This window comes from Streptomyces sp. NPDC036813 (assembly GCF_055609245.1).
This window is the reverse complement of the sequence record NZ_JBVJPV010000007.1, coordinates 325402-346023: the sequence shown is the minus strand read 5'-3', so window position 1 is coordinate 346023 and position 20622 is coordinate 325402. Positions and strand designations below refer to the sequence as shown.

17 protein-coding genes and 3 tRNA genes are annotated in these 20622 nt (G+C 70.0%); 11 read left to right on the top strand and 9 right to left on the bottom strand.

Annotated elements, in window-relative coordinates; all coding sequences use genetic code 11:
• Window positions 1–170 precede the first annotated feature (170 nt).
• The 3 genes from hrpA (at window position 171) to ACZ67Q_RS17700 (ending at window position 4775) form a co-directional block, all read left to right on the top strand.
• A complete protein-coding gene (hrpA, locus tag ACZ67Q_RS17710; protein ID WP_471182609.1) occupies window positions 171–4115 on the top strand; it encodes an ATP-dependent RNA helicase HrpA in 3945 nt (1314 codons plus the stop codon).
• 92 nt (window positions 4116–4207) lie between these two features.
• Window positions 4208–4282: transfer RNA gene (locus ACZ67Q_RS17705), tRNA-Asp, on the top strand.
• A 301-nt stretch (window positions 4283–4583) separates the two neighbouring features.
• Entirely contained in the window at window positions 4584–4775 is a 192-nt protein-coding gene (locus ACZ67Q_RS17700) for a DUF6274 family protein (RefSeq protein WP_471182606.1), read from the top strand.
• Window positions 4776–5214: 439 nt separating this feature from the next.
• On the opposite strand, the gene bldC is transcribed toward ACZ67Q_RS17700, so the two are convergent.
• Together bldC and ACZ67Q_RS17690 are read right to left on the bottom strand one after the other, a co-directional pair.
• Window positions 5215–5421, bottom strand: a complete 207-nt coding sequence (bldC, locus tag ACZ67Q_RS17695; protein WP_003949541.1) for a developmental transcriptional regulator BldC — start codon at window positions 5419–5421, stop codon at window positions 5215–5217.
• A 590-nt stretch (window positions 5422–6011) separates the two neighbouring features.
• Window positions 6012–6854, bottom strand: coding sequence for a DUF8083 family protein (locus ACZ67Q_RS17690; RefSeq protein ID WP_471182603.1), 843 nt, complete (start codon window positions 6852–6854; stop codon window positions 6012–6014).
• A gap of 243 nt (window positions 6855–7097) precedes the next feature.
• Here ACZ67Q_RS17690 and ACZ67Q_RS17685 point away from each other — a divergent pair, with 243 nt between their 5' ends.
• Window positions 7098–8204: a Leu/Phe/Val dehydrogenase gene (locus ACZ67Q_RS17685; RefSeq protein WP_361636271.1), complete on the top strand. Its 1107-nt coding sequence runs from the start codon at window positions 7098–7100 to the stop codon at window positions 8202–8204.
• Window positions 8205–8518: 314 nt separating this feature from the next.
• Window positions 8519–8776 (top strand): DUF3073 domain-containing protein, encoded by a 258-nt coding sequence (locus tag ACZ67Q_RS17680; RefSeq protein WP_471182601.1) that lies wholly within the window; start codon window positions 8519–8521, stop codon window positions 8774–8776.
• Between the two features lie 133 nt (window positions 8777–8909).
• Here ACZ67Q_RS17680 and purM read toward each other — a convergent pair whose 3' ends face one another.
• The 7 genes from purM to purS all read right to left on the bottom strand — a co-directional run bounded on the left by purM (window position 8910) and on the right by purS (window position 16226).
• Window positions 8910–9974 carry a phosphoribosylformylglycinamidine cyclo-ligase gene (gene purM, locus ACZ67Q_RS17675; protein WP_471182598.1) on the bottom strand — a complete coding sequence of 355 codons (1065 nt, stop codon included), beginning with the start codon at window positions 9972–9974 and terminating at the stop codon, window positions 8910–8912.
• A 43-nt stretch (window positions 9975–10017) separates the two neighbouring features.
• On the bottom strand, window positions 10018–11547 hold the full coding sequence (purF, locus tag ACZ67Q_RS17670) for an amidophosphoribosyltransferase (protein WP_471182595.1): 1530 nt from the start codon (window positions 11545–11547) through the stop codon (window positions 10018–10020).
• 61 nt (window positions 11548–11608) lie between these two features.
• Window positions 11609–12046, bottom strand: a complete 438-nt coding sequence (locus ACZ67Q_RS17665) for an META domain-containing protein (protein ID WP_471182593.1) — start codon at window positions 12044–12046, stop codon at window positions 11609–11611.
• A gap of 56 nt (window positions 12047–12102) precedes the next feature.
• Window positions 12103–12900: a maleylpyruvate isomerase family mycothiol-dependent enzyme gene (locus ACZ67Q_RS17660; RefSeq protein ID WP_471182590.1), complete on the bottom strand. Its 798-nt coding sequence runs from the start codon at window positions 12898–12900 to the stop codon at window positions 12103–12105.
• Window positions 12901–13030: 130 nt separating this feature from the next.
• A complete protein-coding gene (purL, locus tag ACZ67Q_RS17655; protein WP_471182588.1) occupies window positions 13031–15289 on the bottom strand; it encodes a phosphoribosylformylglycinamidine synthase subunit PurL in 2259 nt (752 codons plus the stop codon).
• Complete coding sequence (gene purQ / locus ACZ67Q_RS17650; RefSeq protein WP_471182585.1) at window positions 15286–15966, bottom strand: phosphoribosylformylglycinamidine synthase subunit PurQ; 681 nt, start codon at window positions 15964–15966, stop codon at window positions 15286–15288. The genes purL and purQ overlap by 4 nt, the downstream gene beginning before the upstream one ends.
• Window positions 15963–16226: a phosphoribosylformylglycinamidine synthase subunit PurS gene (gene purS / locus ACZ67Q_RS17645; protein ID WP_103783996.1), complete on the bottom strand. Its 264-nt coding sequence runs from the start codon at window positions 16224–16226 to the stop codon at window positions 15963–15965. The genes purQ and purS overlap by 4 nt, the downstream gene beginning before the upstream one ends.
• A gap of 309 nt (window positions 16227–16535) precedes the next feature.
• On the opposite strand from purS, the gene ACZ67Q_RS17640 reads away from it, so the two are divergent.
• From ACZ67Q_RS17640 to ACZ67Q_RS17615, 6 genes are all read left to right on the top strand, one after another.
• Complete coding sequence (locus ACZ67Q_RS17640; protein WP_361636330.1) at window positions 16536–16853, top strand: histone-like nucleoid-structuring protein Lsr2; 318 nt, start codon at window positions 16536–16538, stop codon at window positions 16851–16853.
• A 328-nt stretch (window positions 16854–17181) separates the two neighbouring features.
• Window positions 17182–17253 (top strand) — tRNA-Gly (locus ACZ67Q_RS17635).
• An 80-nt stretch (window positions 17254–17333) separates the two neighbouring features.
• A tRNA-Gly gene (locus tag ACZ67Q_RS17630) sits at window positions 17334–17406 on the top strand.
• A 130-nt stretch (window positions 17407–17536) separates the two neighbouring features.
• Window positions 17537–18487: an ABC transporter ATP-binding protein gene (locus ACZ67Q_RS17625; RefSeq protein WP_471182582.1), complete on the top strand. Its 951-nt coding sequence runs from the start codon at window positions 17537–17539 to the stop codon at window positions 18485–18487.
• Window positions 18488–18519: 32 nt separating this feature from the next.
• A complete protein-coding gene (locus ACZ67Q_RS17620; RefSeq protein WP_471182728.1) occupies window positions 18520–19263 on the top strand; it encodes an ABC transporter permease in 744 nt (247 codons plus the stop codon).
• Window positions 19264–19346: 83 nt separating this feature from the next.
• A complete protein-coding gene (locus ACZ67Q_RS17615; RefSeq protein WP_471182579.1) occupies window positions 19347–20621 on the top strand; it encodes a sensor histidine kinase in 1275 nt (424 codons plus the stop codon).
• The last annotated feature ends 1 nt before the right edge of the window (window position 20622 follow it).

Below are 20622 nucleotides of genomic sequence, written 5' to 3'. Positions count from 1 at the left end.
ACGGATCCCCGCGTCCCCCGTGGAGCGGTCGCGATCAACATAAAGGTCCGGTCACTGGATGATCAACTTCCGGCCACGTGACCCTGTCCACACCCGTCGGCGTCACCCGCTCGGGGCTCGGAGCAAATCGTTCGCCAGTCTTTTGGGGGAGGTGAGATCCTGGATCGCGTATGTCTACGCACCCTGCCCCCGCCCTCGGCGCCCTCGCGCCCCGTCTGACCGAGCTGTCCCTGCGCGACGCGCACCGGCTCGGCCGCCGGCTCGAAGGCGCGCGCAAGATCCGCAAGCCGGAGGCCCGCGCCGCCGTCCTCGCCGAGATCGAGGCCGAGGTCGGCAAGGCCGCGGAGCGGATGAGCGCCCGCCGCGAACGCGTGCCCGCGATCACCTACCCCGAGCAACTGCCCGTCAGCCAGAAGAAGGACGACATCGCGGCCGCCATCCGCGACCACCAGGTCGTCATCGTCGCCGGTGAGACAGGTTCCGGTAAGACCACGCAGATCCCGAAGATCTGTCTGGAGCTGGGCCGGGGCGTGCGCGGCATGATCGGGCACACCCAGCCGCGGCGGATCGCCGCCCGCACCGTCGCCGAGCGGGTCGCGGACGAGCTGAAGACCCCCCTCGGGGAGGCAGTCGGCTGGAAGGTCCGCTTCACCGACCAGGTGAACCCGGACGCCACCTTCATCAAGCTGATGACGGACGGCATCCTGCTCGCCGAGATCCAGACCGACCGCGAGCTGCGCGCCTACGACACGATCATCATCGACGAGGCCCACGAGCGGTCCCTGAACATCGACTTCCTGCTCGGCTACCTCGCCCAGCTCCTGCCGAAGCGCCCCGACCTCAAGGTCGTCATCACCTCGGCCACGATCGACCCCGAGCGTTTCTCCCGGCACTTCGGCGACGCCCCGATCATCGAGGTCAGCGGCCGCACCTACCCGGTGGAGGTGCGCTACCGCCCGCTGCTCGAGGAGGACAGGGACGACGCCGACCGCGACCAGATCACCGCGATCACCGACGCCGTCGAGGAGCTGATGGCGGAGGGCAAGGGCGACATCCTCGTCTTCCTCTCCGGCGAGCGCGAGATCCGGGACACCGCCGACGCGCTGGAGAAGAAGAGGTATCGGTTCACTGAGGTGCTGCCGCTGTACGCCCGGCTCTCCCACGCCGAGCAGCACCGGGTCTTCCAGCAGCACACCGGGCGCAGGATCGTTCTGGCGACCAACGTCGCCGAGACCTCGCTCACCGTTCCCGGCATCAAGTACGTCATCGACCCCGGCTTCGCCCGCATCAGCCGCTACAGCCACCGCACCAAGGTCCAGCGGCTGCCGATCGAGCCGATCTCGCAGGCCAGCGCCAACCAGCGCAAGGGCCGGTGCGGCCGTACCTCGGACGGTATCTGCATCCGCCTGTACAGCGAGGAGGACTTCGAGGCCCGCCCGGAGTTCACCGACGCGGAGATCCTGCGCACCAACCTGGCCTCCGTCATCCTGCAGATGACCGCCGCCGGCCTCGGCGACATCGAGAAGTTCCCCTTCATCGACCCGCCGGACCACCGCAACATCCGCGACGGCGTCCAGCTCCTCCAGGAACTGCACGCCCTGGACCCGGCCCAGAAGGACCCGCGCAAGCGCCTGACCGACACCGGCCGCAAGCTCGCCCAGCTGCCCGTCGACCCGCGCCTGGCCCGGATGGTCCTGGAGGCCGACAAGAACGGCTGCGTCCGCGAGGTCATGGTCATAGCGGCGGCGCTGTCCATCCAGGACCCTCGCGAGCGCCCCGCCGACAAACAGGCCCAGGCCGACCAGCAGCACGCCCGCTTCAAGGACGAGACCAGCGACTTCCTCGCCTACCTCAACCTGTGGCGGTACATCCGCGAGCAGCAGAAGGAACGCGGCTCCAGCTCCTTCCGCCGTATGTGCAAGCAGGAGTACCTGAACTTCCTGCGCATCCGCGAATGGCAGGACATCTACACGCAGCTGCGCACGGTCGCCAAGCAGATGGGCATCCACGTCAACGAGGACGACGCCCCGGCCGACCGCATCCACGTCTCCCTCCTCGCCGGCCTGCTGTCCCACATCGGGATGAAGGACGTCAAGGACGGCAACAAGAACGAGTACCTGGGTGCCCGCAGCGCCAAGTTCGCGATCTTCCCGGGCTCCGCGCTGTTCAAGAAGCAGCCGCGCTTCCTGATGTCCGCGGAGCTGGTCGAGACGTCCCGCCTGTGGGCCCGGGTCAACGCGAAGATCGAGCCGGAGTGGGTGGAGCCGCTCGCCGGCCACCTGATCAAGCGGACGTACAGCGAACCGCACTGGGAGAAGGACCAGGCCGCGGTGATGGCGTACGAGAAGGTCACGCTGTACGGCGTGCCGATCGTCGCCCAGCGCAAGGTGAACTACAGCCGGATCGACCCGGAGGTCAGCCGCGAGCTGTTCATCCGCAACGCGCTGGTGGAGGGCGACTGGCGCACCCACCACAAGTTCTTCTCCGACAACCGCAGGCTCCTCAGCGAGGTCGAGGAGCTGGAGCACCGGGCCCGCCGCCGCGACATCGTCGTGGACGACGAGACGCTGTTCGACTTCTACGAGCAGCGGGTGCCCGAACACGTCGTCTCGGGCGCGCACTTCGACTCCTGGTGGAAGCACAAGCGGCACGAGCAGCCGGATTACCTGGACTTCGAGCGGGAGATGCTCATCCGGGAGTCGGCGGAGGCGGTCACCAAGGCCGACTATCCCGACTCCTGGCGGCAGGGCGACCTGAAGTTCCGGGTGACGTACCAGTTCGAGCCGGGCGCGGACGCTGACGGTGTGACCGTCCACATCCCGCTCCAGGTGCTCAACCAGGTCACCGACGAGGGCTTCGACTGGCAGATCCCGGGCCTCAGGGAGGAGCTGGTCACCGAGCTGATCCGTTCCCTGCCCAAGCCCATCCGCCGTCACTACGTGCCCGCGCCGAACCATGCCAAGGCGTTCCTCCGGAAGGCGACGCCTCTTCAGGAGCCGCTGACCACGACGATGGCCCGTGAGCTGAAGCGTGCGGTCGGCGTTCCCTTCGAGGCGGAGGACTTCGACTGGGCGAGGGTCCCCGACCATCTGAAGATCACGTTCCGGATCGTTGACGAGCGGCGCCGCAAGCTGGCCGAGGACAAGGACCTCGAGGCGCTGAAGCTCCAGCTGAAGCCGAAGGCCCGCAAGGCCCTCTCGCAGGCCGCGGCGGCCACCGTCTCGCGGCAGGGAGGGGAGGCGCTGGAGCGCAAGGGCCTGACGGACTGGACGATCGGCTCGCTCACCCCCGTCTTCGAGACCCGCCGCGCCGGCCAGCCGGTGAAGGCCTACCCGGCACTGGTGGACGACGGCGACACGGTCTCCGTGCGCCTCTTCGACACGGAGGCGGAGCAGGCGGAGGCGATGTGGAAGGGCACGCGCCGGCTGATCCTGCGCAACATCCCGGTCAACCCGGCGAAGTTCGCATCCGAGAAGCTGACGAACGCCCAGAAGCTCGCGCTGTCGGCGAACCCGCACGGCTCGATCCAGGCCCTGTTCGACGACTGCGCGATGGCGGCGGCGGACAAGCTGATCGCGGACTTCGGCGGGCCGGTGTGGGACGAGGAGTCCTACCGGAAGCTGTACGACAAGGTGCGCGCGGAGATCGTGGACACGACGGTGCGCACGGTGGGCCAGGTCCAGCAGGTGCTGGCCGCCTGGCAGGCCTGTGAGCGCCGTCTGAAGGGCCTGCGCAGCCCCGCGCTGCTGGCGAACCTGCAGGACGTGCGCAAGCAGCTGGACGCCCTGGTGAAGCCGGGCTTCGTGACGGCGACCGGGCTGCGGCGGCTGCCGGACCTGATGCGGTATCTGATCGCGGCGGACCGGCGGCTGCAGCAGATGCCGACGAACGTGCAGCGGGACACCACGCGCATGGAGAAGGTCCACGAGATGCAGGACGAGTACGCGTGGCTGCTGGAGCAGATGCCGCAGGGACGCCCGGTGCCGCAGGCGGTGCTGGACATCCGCTGGATGATCGAGGAGCTGCGGGTCAGCTACTTCGCCCACGCGCTGGGCACGGCGTACCCGGTCTCGGACAAGCGGATCGTGAAGGCGATCGACGCGGCCGCACCGTAGCCGGGCCCGCACGGAGGGTGAGTTCGACCCGGGGGCTCACCCTCCTGTACAGTCCTTCTCGCAGCGCAGGAACGACAAGCGCCGCAACACCTGGTCCTGTGGAGCAGTTTGGAGTGCTCGCCACCCTGTCAAGGTGGAGGCCGCGGGTTCAAATCCCGTCAGGACCGCAGTATGAGGGGCCCGTCCGGCAACGGACGGGCCCCTCACTCGTTCCCCCCGGGGCCCGTCCAGCAGCGGACGGGCCCTCAGTCGTTCTCGCGCCCAGGCGCGCCGGAAAGCGACCGACGGCCCCCCTTCCGCACAAACGGCCGAGAACCGCCCCTGTGACTCCCGGCCGCGGTCGCGGAGCTTCCGGCTCCTCCTGCGTCTGTGCGCCCCCAGCAGGGGCCCGCGGCCTTGACGGCGTCACATTCCGCCAGTACCCCAGAAGCACGGACCCGTTCCCCACGGGACTGACGGAGGTGGCGTATGGCGGCATCGGCGAAGCACGAGACGCGAGCGCTGCTCCGGGCGCACCTGTCGGCCGCTTCGTCGTACCGGCATCTGACCCGCCACTGCCCGATCTGCCACCACCTGCTGCGGCTGGCGCTGGCCACGGCTCCGGCGAGCCCGCCGCCGGCCCGCGAGCCCGAGGAGGACGAATCTCCCGGCGAGGCGTGACGTCACACCCGCTCAACACCCGTACTCGCGTGGGACGCTGGAACCCGCGCCTCCATTAGCGCACGCCGGCGGCGGGCAACAAGGACAGTGGCATGTGACGGGAGTCACCGCACGAGTTTCCTGAGCTCCCGTTCTTACCCCGCTCCTACAACCCGTCAATTTAATATGTGCAATTGCACCTACGTCAGGGCATCCCCGCAGAGTCCCACCAGACTCCGACAAGGGCACTCACAGACCCCCGCCGGGACGCGCACAGCGTGCACCGCGCGCACAAAAAAGATCGCGCTGGACCCGGCGGAGTCCAGCGCGATCGACGACGCACCCTTGTGTTCCGTGTGGGCGTGGGGCCTGTTGGGGCAGTCCCCGCGTCGCTTGGAGCTGTGGTTCCGGGCGGCCCGACAGGTTGGGGGACCTGGCGCTACGCCCGTTATTCAGTTGTTCAGGCCTCGCTGCGCTGCTGCGGGATGCCCGCGAGCAGAGCGCGGACCTCGGCCTCGCGGTAGCGGCGGTGCCCGCCGAGCGTGCGGATCGACGTGAGCTTGCCGGCCTTCGCCCAGCGCGTGACCGTCTTCGGGTCGACGCGGAACATGGTGGCGACCTCAGCCGGGGTCAGCAGCGGCTCGGCATCAGGGGTGCGAGCGGTCATGAGCGGCCTCCTCGGGAGAACCGAACCTTCTCGGTTCTTTCCTCTAAATTCTGCACCTTGACCCGCGTTGCCCGAAATGGCGGACGCGAGTCGAGTCGGTTATAGGACGAACGGCTTGTCCTCGGCACTACAACTACACCATCTGTCCAGCCGCGTCGGCCAAACCGATGGAATTGCCCTCCCAGGTGTTCATCAGCGACGGAAGCCGATGGACCATGCCATAGCGGACAGTCACGCCACTGTGACGATCAGTCACAGTGGCGTCAGGAGATACCAGACCCCCCAAAGCGTGCAATGCTGAGATTCCGCCCACAGTGGAGCATAGTTGGACGGACGGAGCCCTCCCCGGACTCCTTGTCCTATTTTGGCACGAGGGCGGGTAACGGGCGCAAGGGGCGTGTACGTGCGGTCTGTCACGCTTGACGCAAACGCCCGGATCGGGGTCTACGTCCCGTCAACTCGCGTAGTGCGGAGTCCGTCCGGTGCGTAGACCGTACGCGGTGACCGGCGTCACGGCCGTGACGCACATCACTCCACTCGAACCTCTGTCGGATCCTCCGTCACAGGGCTGTCACGCGTCTGGCGATATGTCAGTTCGCCGAACGCAGGTCGCGCACCGACCGCCAGCGCTCCACCAGCCGCCCGTAGGCCGCGCCGGCCGCCACCCCGTCCCCGCGCCGCAGCGCCGCGATCCCCTCGGCCACGTCCGCCGCCGAGTGATCGTCCTCCAGTGCCCCCGCGGGCAGCGCGTGCACCAGGCCGCCGTAGTCGAGCTCCACCAGGGAGCGCGGATGGAACTCCTCCAGCCAGCGCCCCACGTCCACGACGCCCTCGACCAGCGGCCCCTCGTCCATGGTGTCCTTCAGCGTGCGCAGCGCCCGGGCCACCCGGCGCCGGGCCTGCACCATGGGCGTGCGGTAGCGCAGCACCGGGGCCAGGTCGGCGGAGCCCTTGTCGTACTCCCGCTCCTCGTCGGAGACCAGCACGAACCAGTTCAGCGGCACCTGCCAGGTCGCCGTACGGATCCACGGCCTCGCGTCGGGGTTGCGCTCCCGCCAGCGCTCGTAGTCCTGGGCGGCCTGGCGGCGCACCACCTCGGGCAGGACGGCCTCCAGCACCGGCTTCGGCAGTTCCTCGCCGAGGTCGGCCAGCGCCTGCCAGCCGCGCAGCCGGGTCCGCCAAGGGCACACGCACACCACGCCGTCCACCTCCAGCACGAAGGCGTCGTCGCTCTCGTGCACCGGCACCGCGACGGGCGGGGTGGGCAGCAGGTCGGCCAGCGAGCGGCGCAGTTCGTCCTGGTAGGAGGGGCGCTCGGCGCGACGGGCGTAGCGCGTCCAGTGGCCGCGCTCCGGCTCCGGGAAGGCGGCCAGCGGCTCGTACACCCGCAGATACGCCGCATACGGGACGATCACCGAGGACACCTTGGGCACGCCTGCTCCCTCCCCCGCGGGCCGCTGCGGAAACCTGCCGGGCCCGCACCCACACCCTGCGGGAAATCCATGCAAATCGTCGCACGGCCGCGCACGCGCGTACGTGCACGTACTCCCTGAGAAGGTGATCTGCGGCACTGCACGGCGCGTGGCCGGTGGCAGGCTCTACCCTCATGCCACGGGGCCCCGCCACCCCCATGGAGCCCCGCGTCACTCGCCGCTATTTACTCAGGAGTCACCACCGTGACCGACGTAACCGGCGCACCTGTTGGTGTACTGCACACCCTGTTCCACTCGGACCAGGGCGGCCATGAGCAGGTCGTGCTCTGCCAGGACCGTGCGAGCGGCCTGAAGGCCGTCATCGCCCTCCACTCCACCGCGCTGGGCCCCGCGCTCGGCGGTACGCGCTTCTACCCGTACGCCACCGAGGAGGAGGCCGTCGCCGACGCCCTCAACCTCGCGCGTGGCATGTCGTACAAGAACGCCATGGCCGGGCTCGACCACGGCGGCGGCAAGGCCGTGATCATCGGTGACCCGGAGCGGGACAAGACCGAGGAGCTGCTGCTCGCCTACGGTCGCATGGTCGCCTCGCTCGGCGGCCGGTACGTCACCGCCTGCGATGTCGGCACCTACGTCGCCGACATGGACGTCGTGGCCCGCGAGTGCCGCTGGACCACCGGCCGCTCCCCGGAGAACGGCGGCGCCGGCGACTCCTCCGTGCTCACCGCCTTCGGTGTCTACCAGGGCATGCGCGCCTCCGCGCAGACCCTGTGGGGCGACCCGTCGCTGCGCGGCCGCAAGGTCGGCATCGCCGGTGTCGGCAAGGTCGGCCACCACCTGGTGGAGCACCTGCGGGCGGAGGGCGCCGAGGTCGTCATCACCGATGTCCGCGAGGACGCCGTGCGCCGCATCCTCGACCGGCACCCGGAGGGCGTCAGCGCCGTCGCCGACACCGAGGCGCTGATCCGGACCGAGGGCCTGGACATCTACGCCCCCTGCGCGCTCGGCGGGGCGCTGAACGACGACAGCGTGCCGGTGCTGACCGCGCGCGTCGTCTGCGGCGCCGCGAACAACCAGCTCGCCCACCCGGGGGTGGAGAAGGACCTCGCCGACCGCGGGATCCTCTACGCGCCGGACTACGTGGTGAACGCGGGCGGGGTCATCCAGGTCGCCGACGAGCTGCACGGCTTCGACTTCGACCGGTGCAAGGCGAAGGCCGCGAAGATCTTCGACACCACGCTGGCCATATTCGCACGTGCGAAGGAAGACGGCATTCCGCCGGCCGCGGCGGCCGACCGGATCGCCGAGCAGCGGATGGCCGAGGCCGCCGCCGCCAAGCGCGGACGCTGACGTTCCGTACCGCTCGCCGTACGACGAGCGCACGGGTTCGTGCGGTACCTGCCGGTGGGGACTTCGAGAGAACTCTCACTTCCACCGGCGGGTCGTCCTCGGATAAGTGGTTAAAATCGCCATTGACCAGCGAGGACGGGGCGCCTCGGTGGTCCTGTGCACACGCGCGTGCTGCGGGCGACGTACCGTATGGGCGCGGGCTCAGGTACCGTGGAAGCCCTACGGACCGGCCTCTCTGCGGAGAGTCCGTGCCGGAACATGAACGCGTGTCAGACTCTGGGGCCGTCGAGCCCCGTCGTTGAGGGGGTCGAGCCATGGGGCGCGGCCGGGCCAAGGCCAAGCAGACGAAGGTCGCCCGCCAGCTGAAGTACAACAGCGGTGGGACTGACCTCACACGCCTGGCCGAGGAGCTGGGCGCATCGACATCGAATCCGTCGCCGCCGAACGGCGACCGTTTCGAGGACGATGAGCACGACGACGATGACCTGTACTCCCGGTACGCCGACCTCTATGAGGACGACGACGAGGAGGACGAGGACGACCAGTCCTCGCGGCACCGTCGCGGCGCGTAAGGCTGCGCGGCATCAGCCGTCTCACCCGGTCCGGGGTCCTGCTCCGGACCGGGTTTCGTGCTGCCGTACCGCGGGCTGCCGCCCCTGACGGACCCCACGCTCTGCGAGCGGCGGGGTCCCCAGGGGCCGGGCGTCACGCGTAGTCGCCGACCAGCTCCGCGCCGGTGGTGTGCTCGCCGCGGTCGGTGATCTCGCCGGCGACCCATGCCTCCACGTCGCGGTCGGCCAGCGTGGCCAGGGCCACGTCCACCGACTCCTGCGGGACGATCGCCATCATGCCGACGCCCATGTTCAGCGTCTTCTCCAGCTCCAGCCGCTCCACCTTGCCGGTGCGGCCGACGAGGTCGAAGATCGGGTCCGGCGTCCAGGTGGAGCGGTCGACCACGGCGTGCAGCGTGTCCGGGATCACCCGGGCGAGGTTCGCGGCGAGGCCGCCGCCGGTGATGTGGCTGTAGGCGTGCACCTCGGCGGTCCGGATGAGCGCCAGGCAGTCCAGCGAATAGATCTTGGTGGGCTCCAGCAGCTCCTCACCGAGGGTGCGGCCGAGCTCCTCGATCCGGGCGTCCAGGGACAGACCGGCCTGGTTCAGCAGGACGTGCCGCACCAGCGAGTACCCGTTCGAGTGAAGCCCGGAGGACGCCATGGCGATGACGGCGTCACCCGTGCGGATGCGATCCGGGCCGAGCAGCCGGTCGGCCTCCACCACGCCCGTACCGGCGCCCGCGACGTCGAAGTCGTCCTCGCCGAGCAGGCCGGGGTGTTCGGCCGTCTCGCCGCCCACCAGGGCGCAGCCGGCCAGCACACAGCCCTCCGCGATGCCCTTGACGATCGCGGCGACCCGCTCGGGGTGGACCTTGCCGACGCAGATGTAGTCGGTCATGAACAGCGGCTCGGCGCCGCACACCACGATGTCGTCCATGACCATGGCGACCAGGTCGTGGCCGATGGTGTCGTAGACACCCATCTGGCGGGCGATGTCGACCTTCGTGCCCACGCCGTCGGTGGCGGAGGCGAGCAGGGGCCGCTCGTAGCGCTTGAGGGCGGAGGCGTCGAAGAGGCCGGCGAAACCGCCGAGGCCGCCGAGGACCTCGGGGCGCTGCGTCTTCTTCACCCACTCCTTCATCAGCTCGACGGCGCGGTCGCCCGCTTCGATGTCGACGCCGGCAGCCGCGTAGGAGGCACCAGTTGTCTCAGACATGGTGAGGAGAACTTTCGTGTCGTACGGCAGGTGATGCGGCGCCCTACGGGCGGCGGATGGCGTCGGCGGCGGCCGTGGCGGCGGGGCCGGCGGCCAGCTCGGTCTCCAGCAGCTGCTTGCCGAGCAGCTCCGGGTCGGGCAGCTCCATCGGGTACTCCCCGTCGAAGCAGGCGCGGCACAGGTTCGGCTTGGCGATGGTGGTCGCCTCGATCATGCCGTCGATGGAGATGTACGCCAGCGAGTCGGCGCCGAGCGAGGTGCCGATCTCGTCGATGGTCATGCCGTTGGCGATCAGCTCAGCGCGCGTGGCGAAGTCGATGCCGAAGAAACAGGGCCACTTCACGGGCGGCGAGGAGATCCGGATGTGGACCTCGGCGGCGCCGGCCTCGCGCAGCATGCGCACCAGGGCCCGCTGGGTGTTGCCGCGGACGATCGAGTCGTCGACGACGACCAGCCGCTTGCCCTTGATGACTTCCTTGAGCGGGTTCAGCTTCAGGCGGATGCCGAGCTGGCGGATGGTCTGCGAGGGCTGGATGAAGGTCCGGCCGACGTAGGCGTTCTTCACCAGGCCGGCGCCGAACGGGATGCCGGAGGCCTCCGCGTAGCCGATGGCGGCCGGGGTGCCGGATTCCGGCGTCGCTATCACCAGGTCGGCCTCGGCGGGTGCCTCCTTGGCGAGACGGCGGCCCATCTCGACGCGGGAGAGGTACACGTTCCGGCCGGCGATGTCGGTGTCCGGGCGGGCCAGGTACACGTACTCGAAGACACAGCCCTTGGGCTTTGCTTCCGCGAATCGCGAGGTGCGCAGGCCGTTCTCGTCGATGGCGACGAACTCGCCCGGCTCGATCTCGCGCACATAACTGGCGCCGCAGATGTCGAGGGCGGCGGACTCGGAGGCGACCACCCAGCCGCGCTCCAGGCGGCCCAGGACCAGCGGGCGGATGCCTTGCGGGTCACGGCCGGCGTAGAGGGTGTGCTCGTCCATGAAGACGAGGCTGAAGGCGCCCTGCACCTTCGGGAGGACGACGTGCGCGGCCTCCTCGATGGTCAGCGGCTTGCCGTCCTCGTCGACCTGGGCGGCCAGCAGGGCCGTCAGCAGGTCGGTGTCGTTGGTGGCCGCGACCCGGGTGGAGCGGCTGTTGTTGTCGCTCGGCAGGTCGGCGACCATCTCCGCGAGCTGCGCGGTGTTGACCAGGTTGCCGTTGTGGCCGAGTGCGATCGAGCCGTGCGCCGTGGCACGGAACGTCGGCTGGGCGTTCTCCCACACGGAGGCGCCGGTGGTCGAGTAGCGGGCGTGTCCGACCGCGATATGACCCTGGAGCGAACCGAGCGAGGTCTCGTCGAAGACCTGGGAGACCAGGCCCATGTCCTTGAAGACGAGGATCTGGGAGCCGTTGCTGACCGCGATTCCCGCGGATTCCTGACCCCGGTGCTGGAGGGCGTAGAGCCCGAAGTACGTGAGCTTTGCGACCTCTTCACCGGGAGCCCAGACGCCGAAGACGCCGCAAGCGTCCTGGGGGCCTTTTTCGCCGGGAAGCAGATCGTGATTGAGTCGACCGTCACCACGTGGCACGCCTCCGAGTGTAGGCGAGATCGACCACTGGTCCGAATTGGGGATGTGCGGACCCTACGGATCACTTCCGTGCGACGGCTTGGATGATCGTTCCGTTTGCGCAGGTCAGCGTGAGGGTGCGGTGCTCGACGCGGTACTTGAGGGTGCTGTTGAAGACGTCGAGCAGGGTCCGCTCGGTGCGCATGAGTGAGGCGTCGCACATCATTCGGGTGGTGGTCGGGGACCCCAGGGTGATACGCCCGTCGCGCACGGTGGCGGTGGCGCTGAAGTGGTTGCAGCCGAGGCGGCCGCCGGCCTTGCCGGTCGCCGCGTCGAAGCTGAGATGCACGGTGCCCTTGGGGCGGTCGGTGCCGGCGTGCGTGGCGATGCTGTCGATGCGCCAGTCGGTGCCGGTGACTGGCGGTTCGGGGCTGACCGTGCCCCTGCCGGCCTGTCCCGCGTGGTCGGTGCCGCAGGCCGCCATCAGCGGGACGAGCGCGGCGGCGGCCAGGAGAACCATGCGCGGTTTGTGCCTGTTCATACCGGTGTGACGGGGCGCGGAAGTAACCGGTTCCGTCACGCCAGCAACGGCAGCAGCCCGCTCAGGTCGGCCCGCTCCCCGCTCGCGCTGACCTTGGCCGCCTCGACGGCGTCCTTCCACTCCAGCCGCCCGGTCGCGAGCCGGATCCAGGTGAGCGGGTCGGTCTCAACCACGTTGGGCGGGGTGCCGCGGGTGTGCCGGGGCCCCTCGACGCACTGCACGACCGCGTACGGCGGGATCCGCACCTCGGTGGCACCGCCGGGCGCCTTCGCGGCGAGGGCGTCGGCGAGCAGCCGGGTGCACGTGGCCAATGCCTGTTTGTCGAAGGGCACGTCGAGACCCGGTACCGCGGCGTTCAGGTCGTCGGTGTGGACGATCAACTCGACGGTACGGGTGACGAGGTAGTCGTCGAGGGTCAGCGGCCCGGCGCTGGTGTCCAGCAGCCGGGTGCCGGGGTGGGCGGCGAGGTCGGCGGCGAAGCGCTCCTCGGTGGCGGCGAGGTAGGCGTCGAGGTCCGGGTGCTCCTCGGCGAGCCGGCGGGCGTACCCGGCGATGTCGGGCGCCTCGGCGGCGATGGCGAACGGCCAGTCGAGCAGCGCCCCCTGCGGGCCGGTGGGCGCCGGCAGGCCGAGCAGCCGGGTGGCCGCGCGCAGCGTCATCCCGAGGTGGGCCACCAGGTCCCGCACGGTCCACTCGCCGAGCCGGGTGGGCGCCCGAAGTTGCTCGGGGGTGAGGGTGCGCACCGCCTCGCGTACGTGCCCGAACTGGGCGTGGACGGCGGTACGGATCTTGGCCGGGTCGTAGGTCCGGGTGCGCTTCTTCGCCGTGGGCATGGCGGTGAGCCTATGCCTTCACGGTGTGTGCGCTCAGGCCGTTTTCGCCTCGGCTCGTCGCCGGTGCCAGGGAGCGCGAAGGCCCCGCCCGACGCATGCGGGCGGGGCCTTCGGGGTCGTACGACCGGCGTTACTTCAGCAGTGCCGGGATCGTCTCCTCGTGGGCCGTGCGCAGGTCCTCCAGGGACAGCTCGAACTCGCCCTGGAGCTCGACGGTGTCACCGTCCACGACGCCGATGCGCGTGGCCGGCAGACCGCGGGCACCGCACATGTCGTTGAAGCGGACCTCCTCCGAGCGCGGCACCGCGACGATCGCGCGGCCCGCCGACTCGGAGAACAGGAAGGTGAACGCGTCCAGACCGTCCGGGACGATCAGACGGGCGCCCTTGTCCCCGAGCAGCGCCGACTCGACCACGGCCTGGATCAGACCGCCGTCGGACAGGTCGTGCGCGGAGTCGATCATGCCGTCACGGGAGGCGGAGATCAGGATCTCGGCGAGCAGGCGCTCGCGCTCCAGGTCCACCTTCGGGGGCAGCCCGCCCAGGTGGTCGTGGATCACCTGCGACCAGGCCGAACCGCCGAACTCCTCACGCGTGTCGCCGAGCAGGTAGAGGAGCTGGCCCTCTTCCCGGAAGGCGACCGGCGTACGGCGGGCCACATCGTCGATCACGCCGAGGACCGCCACGACCGGGGTCGGGTGGATGGCGGCCTCGCCGGTCTGGTTGTACAGCGAGACGTTGCCGCCGGTCACCGGCGTGCCGAGCTGCTGGCAGCCGTCGGCCAGACCGCGCACGGCCTCGGCGAACTGCCACATGACCGCCGGGTCCTCGGGCGAGCCGAAGTTCAGGCAGTCCGACACCGCGAGCGGCTTCGCGCCGGTCGTGGCGACGTTGCGGTAGGCCTCGGCGAGGGCCAGCTGCGCGCCCGTGTACGGGTCGAGCTTGGCGTACCGGCCGTTGCCGTCCGTGGCGATGGCCACGCCGAGGCCGGTCTCCTCGTCGATACGGATCATGCCGGAGTCCTCGGGCTGGGCGAGGACGGTGTTGCCCTGCACGAAGTGGTCGTACTGGGACGTGATCCACTTTTTCGACGCCTGGTTCGGGGAGGCGACCAGCTTCAGGACCTGGTCGCGCAGCTCCTCCGAAGTCGCCGGGCGCGGCAGCTTGTTGGCATCGTCGGCCTGCAGCTCGTCCTGCCAGGACGGGCGGGCGTAGGGACGCTCGTAGGTCGGGCCCTCGTGGGCGACCGTGCGCGGGTCGACGTCGACGATCTTCTGGCCGTGCCAGAAGATCTCCAGACGGTCGCCGTCGGTGACCTCACCGATGACCGTGGCGATGACGTCCCACTTCTCGCAGATCTCGAGGAAGCGGTCGACCTTCTCCGGCTCGACGACCGCGCACATGCGTTCCTGCGACTCGCTCATGAGGATTTCCTCGGGCGAGAGCGTCGAGTCGCGCAGGGGTACGTCGTCGAGGGTGACGCGCATGCCGCCGGAGCCGTTGGACGCCAGCTCGGTGGTGGCGCAGGAGATTCCGGCCGCACCCAGGTCCTGGATACCGACGACCAGCTTCTCCTTGAACGCCTCCAGGGTGCACTCGATGAGCAGCTTCTCCTGGAATGGGTCACCCACCTGGACGGCCGGGCGCTTCGAGGGCTTCGCGTCGTCGAAGGTCTCGGAGGCGAGGATGGACGCGCCGCCGATGCCGTCACCACCCGTGCGGGCGCCGTACATGATGACCTTGTTGCCGGCGCCGGACGCCTTGGCCAGGTGGATGTCCTCGTGCCGCATCACACCGATGGCACCGGCGTTGACCAGCGGATTGCCCTGGTAGCAGGCGTCGAAGACGACCTCGCCGCCGATGTTGGGCAGGCCGAGGCAGTTGCCGTAGCCGCCGATACCGGCGACCACGCCGGGCAGGACACGCTTGGTGTCGGGGTGGTCGGCCGCCCCGAAGCGCAGCGGGTCCACGACCGCGACCGGGCGGGCGCCCATCGCGATGATGTCGCGGACGATGCCGCCGACGCCGGTCGCGGCGCCCTGGTAGGGCTCCACGTACGACGGGTGGTTGTGCGACTCGACCTTGAAGGTGACCGCGTAGCCCTGGCCGACGTCGACCACACCGGCGTTCTCGCCGATGCCGACCAGCAGGGCGTCGCTCTCGGGGGCCTTCTCGCCGAACTGGCGGAGGTGGACCTTGGAGGACTTGTACGAGCAGTGCTCGGACCACATGACCGAGTACATGGCGAGCTCGGCGCCGGTGGGCCGGCGGCCGAGGATCTCGACCACGCGCTCGTACTCGTCCTTCTTCAGGCCGAGTTCGGCCCAGGGCAGCTCGACGTCGGGGGTCGCGGCCGCGTGCTCGACCGTGTCCAGAGGCGTCCGGCTCATGCGTTGACCAGCTTCTTGAGGATCGAGGTGAAGAACGGGAGACCGTCGGTGCGGCCGGTGCCGATCAGCGGCTCGACGGCGTGCTCGGGGTGCGGCATCAGGCCGACGACGTTGCCGGCCTCGTTGGTGATGCCGGCGATGTCCCGCAGGGAGCCGTTCGGGTTGAAGTCGACATACCGAAAGGCGACACGGCCCTCCGCCTCGAGCTTGTCGAGGGTGTACTCGTCGGCGACGTACCGGCCGTCCATGTTCTTCAGCGGGATGTGGATCTCCTGACCGGCGCTGTAGTCGCTGGTCCAGGAGGTCTCCGCGTTCTCCACCCGCAGCTTCTGGTCGCGGCAGATGAAGTGGAGGTGGTCGTTGCCGAGCATCGCGCCCGGGAGGAGGTGGGCCTCGGTGAGGATCTGGAAGCCGTTGCAGATACCGAGGACCGGCATGCCGGCCTTCGCCTGCTCGATCACGGTCTCCATGACCGGCGAGAACCGGGCGATGGCGCCGGCGCGCAGATAGTCGCCGTAGGAGAAACCACCGCACAGCACCACGGCGTCGACCTGGTGGAGGTCCTTGTCCTTGTGCCACAGGGCGACGGGTTCGGCGCCCGCGAGGCGGATCGCGCGCTGCGTGTCCCGGTCGTCCAGAGATCCCGGGAAAGTGACGACGCCGATACGAGCGGTCACTTCGCCGCCTCCGCGACTTCCTCGACCTTGACGGTGAAGTCCTCGATCACGGTGTTGGCGAGGAAGGACTCCGCAAGATCGTGAATGCGGGCGAGGGCGGCCTCGTCGACCGGGCCCTCAACTTCCAGTTCGAATCGCTTTCCCTGACGGACGTCCGAGATCCCTTCGAATCCCAGGCGCGGCAGCGCACGCTGGACCGCCTGGCCCTGGGGGTCGAGGATCTCCGGCTTGAGCATGACGTCGACTACGACGCGTGCCACTGGCACTCCCGGTGTGTGGTGCTGAGCAGGTTCCTTCAGACTACCCGCACAAAATTTCTACGCGAGTAGAGTTGTAGGAAACTACGTGACCGCCATCACGCTGCGGTAGCGGCCGGGTACGGTCGCGAAAAGTTCTGGGAAAGATCCCGGATCGGCTCGCGGCACCTATTGCGCCGGGACACGCGGGGCGATTTAGTCGGGCTTCACTTTCCAATGGCACGCCCTGTACAAATGAAATACCGATAACCGATACTCGGCACGTCATCGCAGATGAGCTGTATCAAGGTGCCGCAGAAGGGACCGATATTCGTGGCGCAGAAGGTCGTGGTCACGCTCTTTGACGACATGGACGGCTCGGAAGCGGCGGAAACGGTCGCCTTCGGACTCGACGGCAAGTCGTACGAGATCGACCTGAACGAAACCAACGCCAAGAAACTGCGCAAGGCGCTCGCGCCCTACGTGGAGGCCGGCCGCAAGCGCTCGCGGTCCGGCAAGGCGTACCAGCAGACCGAGGTCGCCCCCGACCCGGCGGCCGTGCGGGCCTGGGCCCAGGCCAACAAGATGGACGTCCCGGCCCGCGGCCGGATCCCGAAGAAGGTCTACGAGGCGTTCGCGGCGGCCCGCTGAGGCGGCGCGCGCGCTGGGCGGCGGTGCGGGGCCGCAGCGGCCCGGCGCCGCCCCGGCGACCGGTTCCGCAGCCGGTCCGTCGCCTGCCGGTGGATCTGGTTCCGCAACCGTCCGGCGCTGCCTCCGGCCGGCCGGGTCCCCGGCCGGCCGGCACCGCGCCGGGGACGGCGGTGCTGCCGAGAGGCCTCCGACGCCCCGCACGCCACCACGCCCGACGCCCGGTCAGCCGGCCCTGCGGGAAGCCGACTTGCGCTGCACCCCTCCCGGTCGGCTAAAGTCTGAGCACGCCGCGGGGCGAAAGCCGAAAGGCCCAGCTCATACCGGCTGTGCGGGTGTAGTTCAGTAGTAGAACATCCCCCTTCCAGGGGGAAGGCGCAGTGTGCGATTCCTGTCACCCGCTCTGCATCGCCGTCATGACCACACATGTGGATCAGGTAAGCTGGTGCACGCACCGATCGGTGGGAGCCGGTCGGCCGCAATGCGGACGTAGCTCAGTTGGTAGAGCGCAACCTTGCCAAGGTTGAGGTCGCGAGTTCGAGCCTCGTCGTCCGCTCGGGAATGAGACCCCGGTCCTCTTGGGACCGGGGTCTTCTTCGTGTTTTCCCGCTCTTTCTGACATTTGTCATGAGCAGTGATGACAGCGCGCACTGCCGGACGCTTCGGCGCACCGGGACGCTGAAGTCATGGACACGAAAGAACACGTGATTGAGGTCACCGACCTCCGGCGTGTGTACGGGGGCGGCTTCCAGGCGGTGTGCGGCATCACGTTTCACGTGAAACGCGGGGAGGTCTTCGCGCTGCTCGGCACCAACGGCGCCGGCAAGACGTCCACCGTCGAGCTGCTGGAGGGACTCGCCCGGCCCTCCGGCGGTCGAGTGCGCGTCTTCGGCCATGACCCGTACACCGAACGCGCCGCCGTACGGCCGCGCACCGGCGTGATGCTGCAGGAGGGCGGTTTCCCCTCCGAACTCACCGTCGCCGAGACGGCACGGATGTGGGCGGGATGTGTGAGCGGGGCCCGGCCCGTGGACGAGGCGCTGACCCTTGTGGGGCTGACCGGCCGGGCCGCGGTGCGGGTGAAGCAGCTCTCCGGCGGCGAACGACGCCGGCTCGATCTGGCGCTCGCCCTGCTCGGCCATCCCGAGGTGCTGTTCCTGGACGAGCCGACGACCGGTCTGGACGCCGAGGGTCGCCGGGAGACCTGGGACCTGGTCCGGGCGCTGCGCGACACCGGCACGACGGTCCTGCTGACCACGCACTACCTGGAAGAGGCCGAGGATCTCGCCGACCGGCTGGCGATCCTGCACGACGGGCGTATCGCGGCCGCCGGTACCCCGGCCGAGGTGACCGCGGCACAGCCGTCGCGGATCACCTTCGAACTGCCCGAGGGGTACGTCCTCGGCGATCTGCCGGCACTGCCCGGTCTCGGGGTGTGCGGGTACGAGGTGAACGGCCGGGTCGTCCGGCTGCGCACCCGCGAGCTGCAGCGCACGGCCACCGAACTGCTGGTGTGGGCCCGTGGGGCGCGGGTGGAGCTGGGCCGGCTGGATGTGCGGTCGGCCTCGCTGGAAGAGGCCTTCCTGGGGATCGCCCGGGAGGCAGCCGGATCGAGGACCGAGGAGTACGCGGCGTGAGCAGCACGACGACCACCTCCCCCACGGGCCGGATGGCGGCACTGGCACGGGCCGAGCTGACGCTCCTCGGGCGGAGCAAGGGCGTGATCGTCACCGCCTTGTTCGTGCCGCTGGTGATGCCGGCCACCGTCCGGTCCACGGTCAAGGACATGGACCTCGCGAGCGCCGGTCTGAACGTCGGACTCGCCGTGCTGCCCGCCGCGATCGGCTTCTCGCTGCTGTTCGCCGTCTACGCCGGGCTGGTCGGTGTCCTCGCCTCCCGGCGCGAGGAGCTGGTGCTCAAGCGACTGCGCACCGGCGAGCTACGGGACGCGGAGATCCTCGCCGGGGCCTCGCTGCCGGCCGTGCTGACGGGACTGGTGCAGTCACTGGTGCTGGTGGCGGGCTGCACGGCCGTACTCCATGTGCACGCCCCCAAGGCGCCGCATCTGGCGGTTCTGGGGCTGCTGGCGGGACTGGTGCTGTGCGCCGCGCTCGCCGCGCTCACCGCGAGCTTCTCGCGGTCGGTGGAGAGCGCCCAGGTCACCTCGCTGCCGCTGATCGTGGCGTCCATGGCCGGCTCCGGGATGATGGTCCCGCTGGAGCTGTTCCCGGACCGGGTGGCGTCGGTGTGCGAACTGCTGCCGCTGAGCCCGGTGATGACGCTCATCCGCGGCGGCTGGACCGGCGGGCTCTCGGCGCACGAGGCGCTGGGCGCCGTCGCGACCGCACTGGCCTGGATCGTCGTCGCGGTGTTTGCTGTACGCCGGTGGTTCCGGTGGGAACCGCGGCGCTGAGCACGCCGGGCAGGGGACAGGGAGCCGGGCAAGGACGGGGAGCCGCGGCACACAGCACGCCGGGCAACGGACAGGGGGAAGCGGTGCTGGGCCGGATACGGGGGTGGCAACGACGCCACTGGCGGGAGCGGAGCAAGGCGGAACGGGTCGAGCTGCAGTCCCTGGTGAGCTGGTACATCAGCATCTGGGCGTTCACCGGGACCTGGATGATGCTGCCCCTCGCCGGAGATCTGCGCCATGACACCGTGTCCCTGGCCCTGGGCGGCCTCCTGGGCCTGGTCGGCGTGGCGCAATGTGTGTGGGGCAACCTGCTCACCCGCCCCGCACTCGACCACTACCTGGGGCGCCGCGCCCTGCCGGGGCGTCGGCTGGCCGGCCCGGCCGTGCTGCTCGCGGTGGGTGTGGTGCTCATCGAGGTGCTTCGCGGCACCGGCTCCGTCCCGTCGTTCAGCGGCCGGCTGCTGCTCGGCGCCGTCCTGATGGCGTTCGGCGTCGTGTACGCCCTCTGGGTGCCGCCGCGGAGGTTCCTGCTGCACGGCGCCGCGCTCGGGGCGGTCTGCCTGATCGCGTGCGTCCTCACGGGCGGCACCGGTGTCGACGTCCTGCTGGACGGCTGCCTGGTCGCCTTCAGCCTCCTGTTCTCCCTGGCCGCCTGCCGCTGCGGCGCCTGGACCCTGTCCGTGCTGTGGGAGGCCGAGCGGTCCCGGGACATCGAGGCACGGCTCGCCGTCGCCGAGGAACGGCTGCGGTTCGGGCGGGACCTGCACGACGTGATGGGGCGCAACCTCGCGGTGATCGCGCTCAAGAGCGAGCTGGCGGTGCAGCTGGCGCGGCGAGGCCGGCCGGAGGCCGTGGAGCAGATGATCGAGGTCCAGCGGATCGCGCAGGAGTCGCAGCGGGAGGTGCGGGAGGTCGTGCGCGGTTACCGGGAGGCCGACCTGGGCGTGGAACTGGCCGGCGCGCAGGGCGTGTTGGCGGCCGCCGGGATCGCGTGCGAGGTGTCCGGCGCGGTGCGCGGGCTGCCGGCCGGGGTGCAGTCGGCGCTCGCCTGGGTGGTGCGTGAGGCGACGACGAACGTGCTGCGGCACGGGGACGCCGGGTGGTGCTCGGTGGCTGTTGAGGTGTCGGAGGGGCGTGTGGTGCTGACGGTGGAGAACGACGGCGCGGGCGCCGTGCGTGGCGAGGTGGGCGGTTCAGGGCTCGCCGGGCTGCGGGAGCGGCTCGCGGAGGTCGGCGGGGCGCTGGCGGCGGGGCCGGCCGAGGGCGGGACGTTCCGGGTGGTGGCCGAGGTGCCGCTTACGTCCGGGCAGGGGTCGGCGTCCCCGGCGCCGGCAGCGGTCGAGGGGGTCGTGGCGTGAG

Excerpts from the sequence above, each read along its gene's own strand:
- ACZ67Q_RS17625 (WP_471182582.1), top strand. The coding sequence starts at position 17,537 with ATGGACACGAAAGAACACGTGATTGAGGTCACCGACCTCCGGCGTGTG.
- purM (WP_471182598.1), bottom strand. The coding sequence starts at position 9,974 with ATGTCTGAGACAACTGGTGCCTCCTACGCGGCTGCCGGCGTCGACATC.
- bldC (WP_003949541.1), bottom strand. The coding sequence starts at position 5,421 with ATGACCGCTCGCACCCCTGATGCCGAGCCGCTGCTGACCCCGGCTGAG.
- ACZ67Q_RS17680 (WP_471182601.1), top strand. The coding sequence starts at position 8,519 with ATGGGGCGCGGCCGGGCCAAGGCCAAGCAGACGAAGGTCGCCCGCCAG.
- ACZ67Q_RS17700 (WP_471182606.1), top strand. The coding sequence starts at position 4,584 with ATGGCGGCATCGGCGAAGCACGAGACGCGAGCGCTGCTCCGGGCGCAC.
- ACZ67Q_RS17665 (WP_471182593.1), bottom strand. The coding sequence starts at position 12,046 with ATGGTTCTCCTGGCCGCCGCCGCGCTCGTCCCGCTGATGGCGGCCTGC.
- hrpA (WP_471182609.1), top strand. The coding sequence starts at position 171 with ATGTCTACGCACCCTGCCCCCGCCCTCGGCGCCCTCGCGCCCCGTCTG.
- ACZ67Q_RS17660 (WP_471182590.1), bottom strand. The coding sequence starts at position 12,900 with ATGCCCACGGCGAAGAAGCGCACCCGGACCTACGACCCGGCCAAGATC.
- ACZ67Q_RS17620 (WP_471182728.1), top strand. The coding sequence starts at position 18,520 with ATGGCGGCACTGGCACGGGCCGAGCTGACGCTCCTCGGGCGGAGCAAG.
- purL (WP_471182588.1), bottom strand. The coding sequence starts at position 15,289 with ATGAGCCGGACGCCTCTGGACACGGTCGAGCACGCGGCCGCGACCCCC.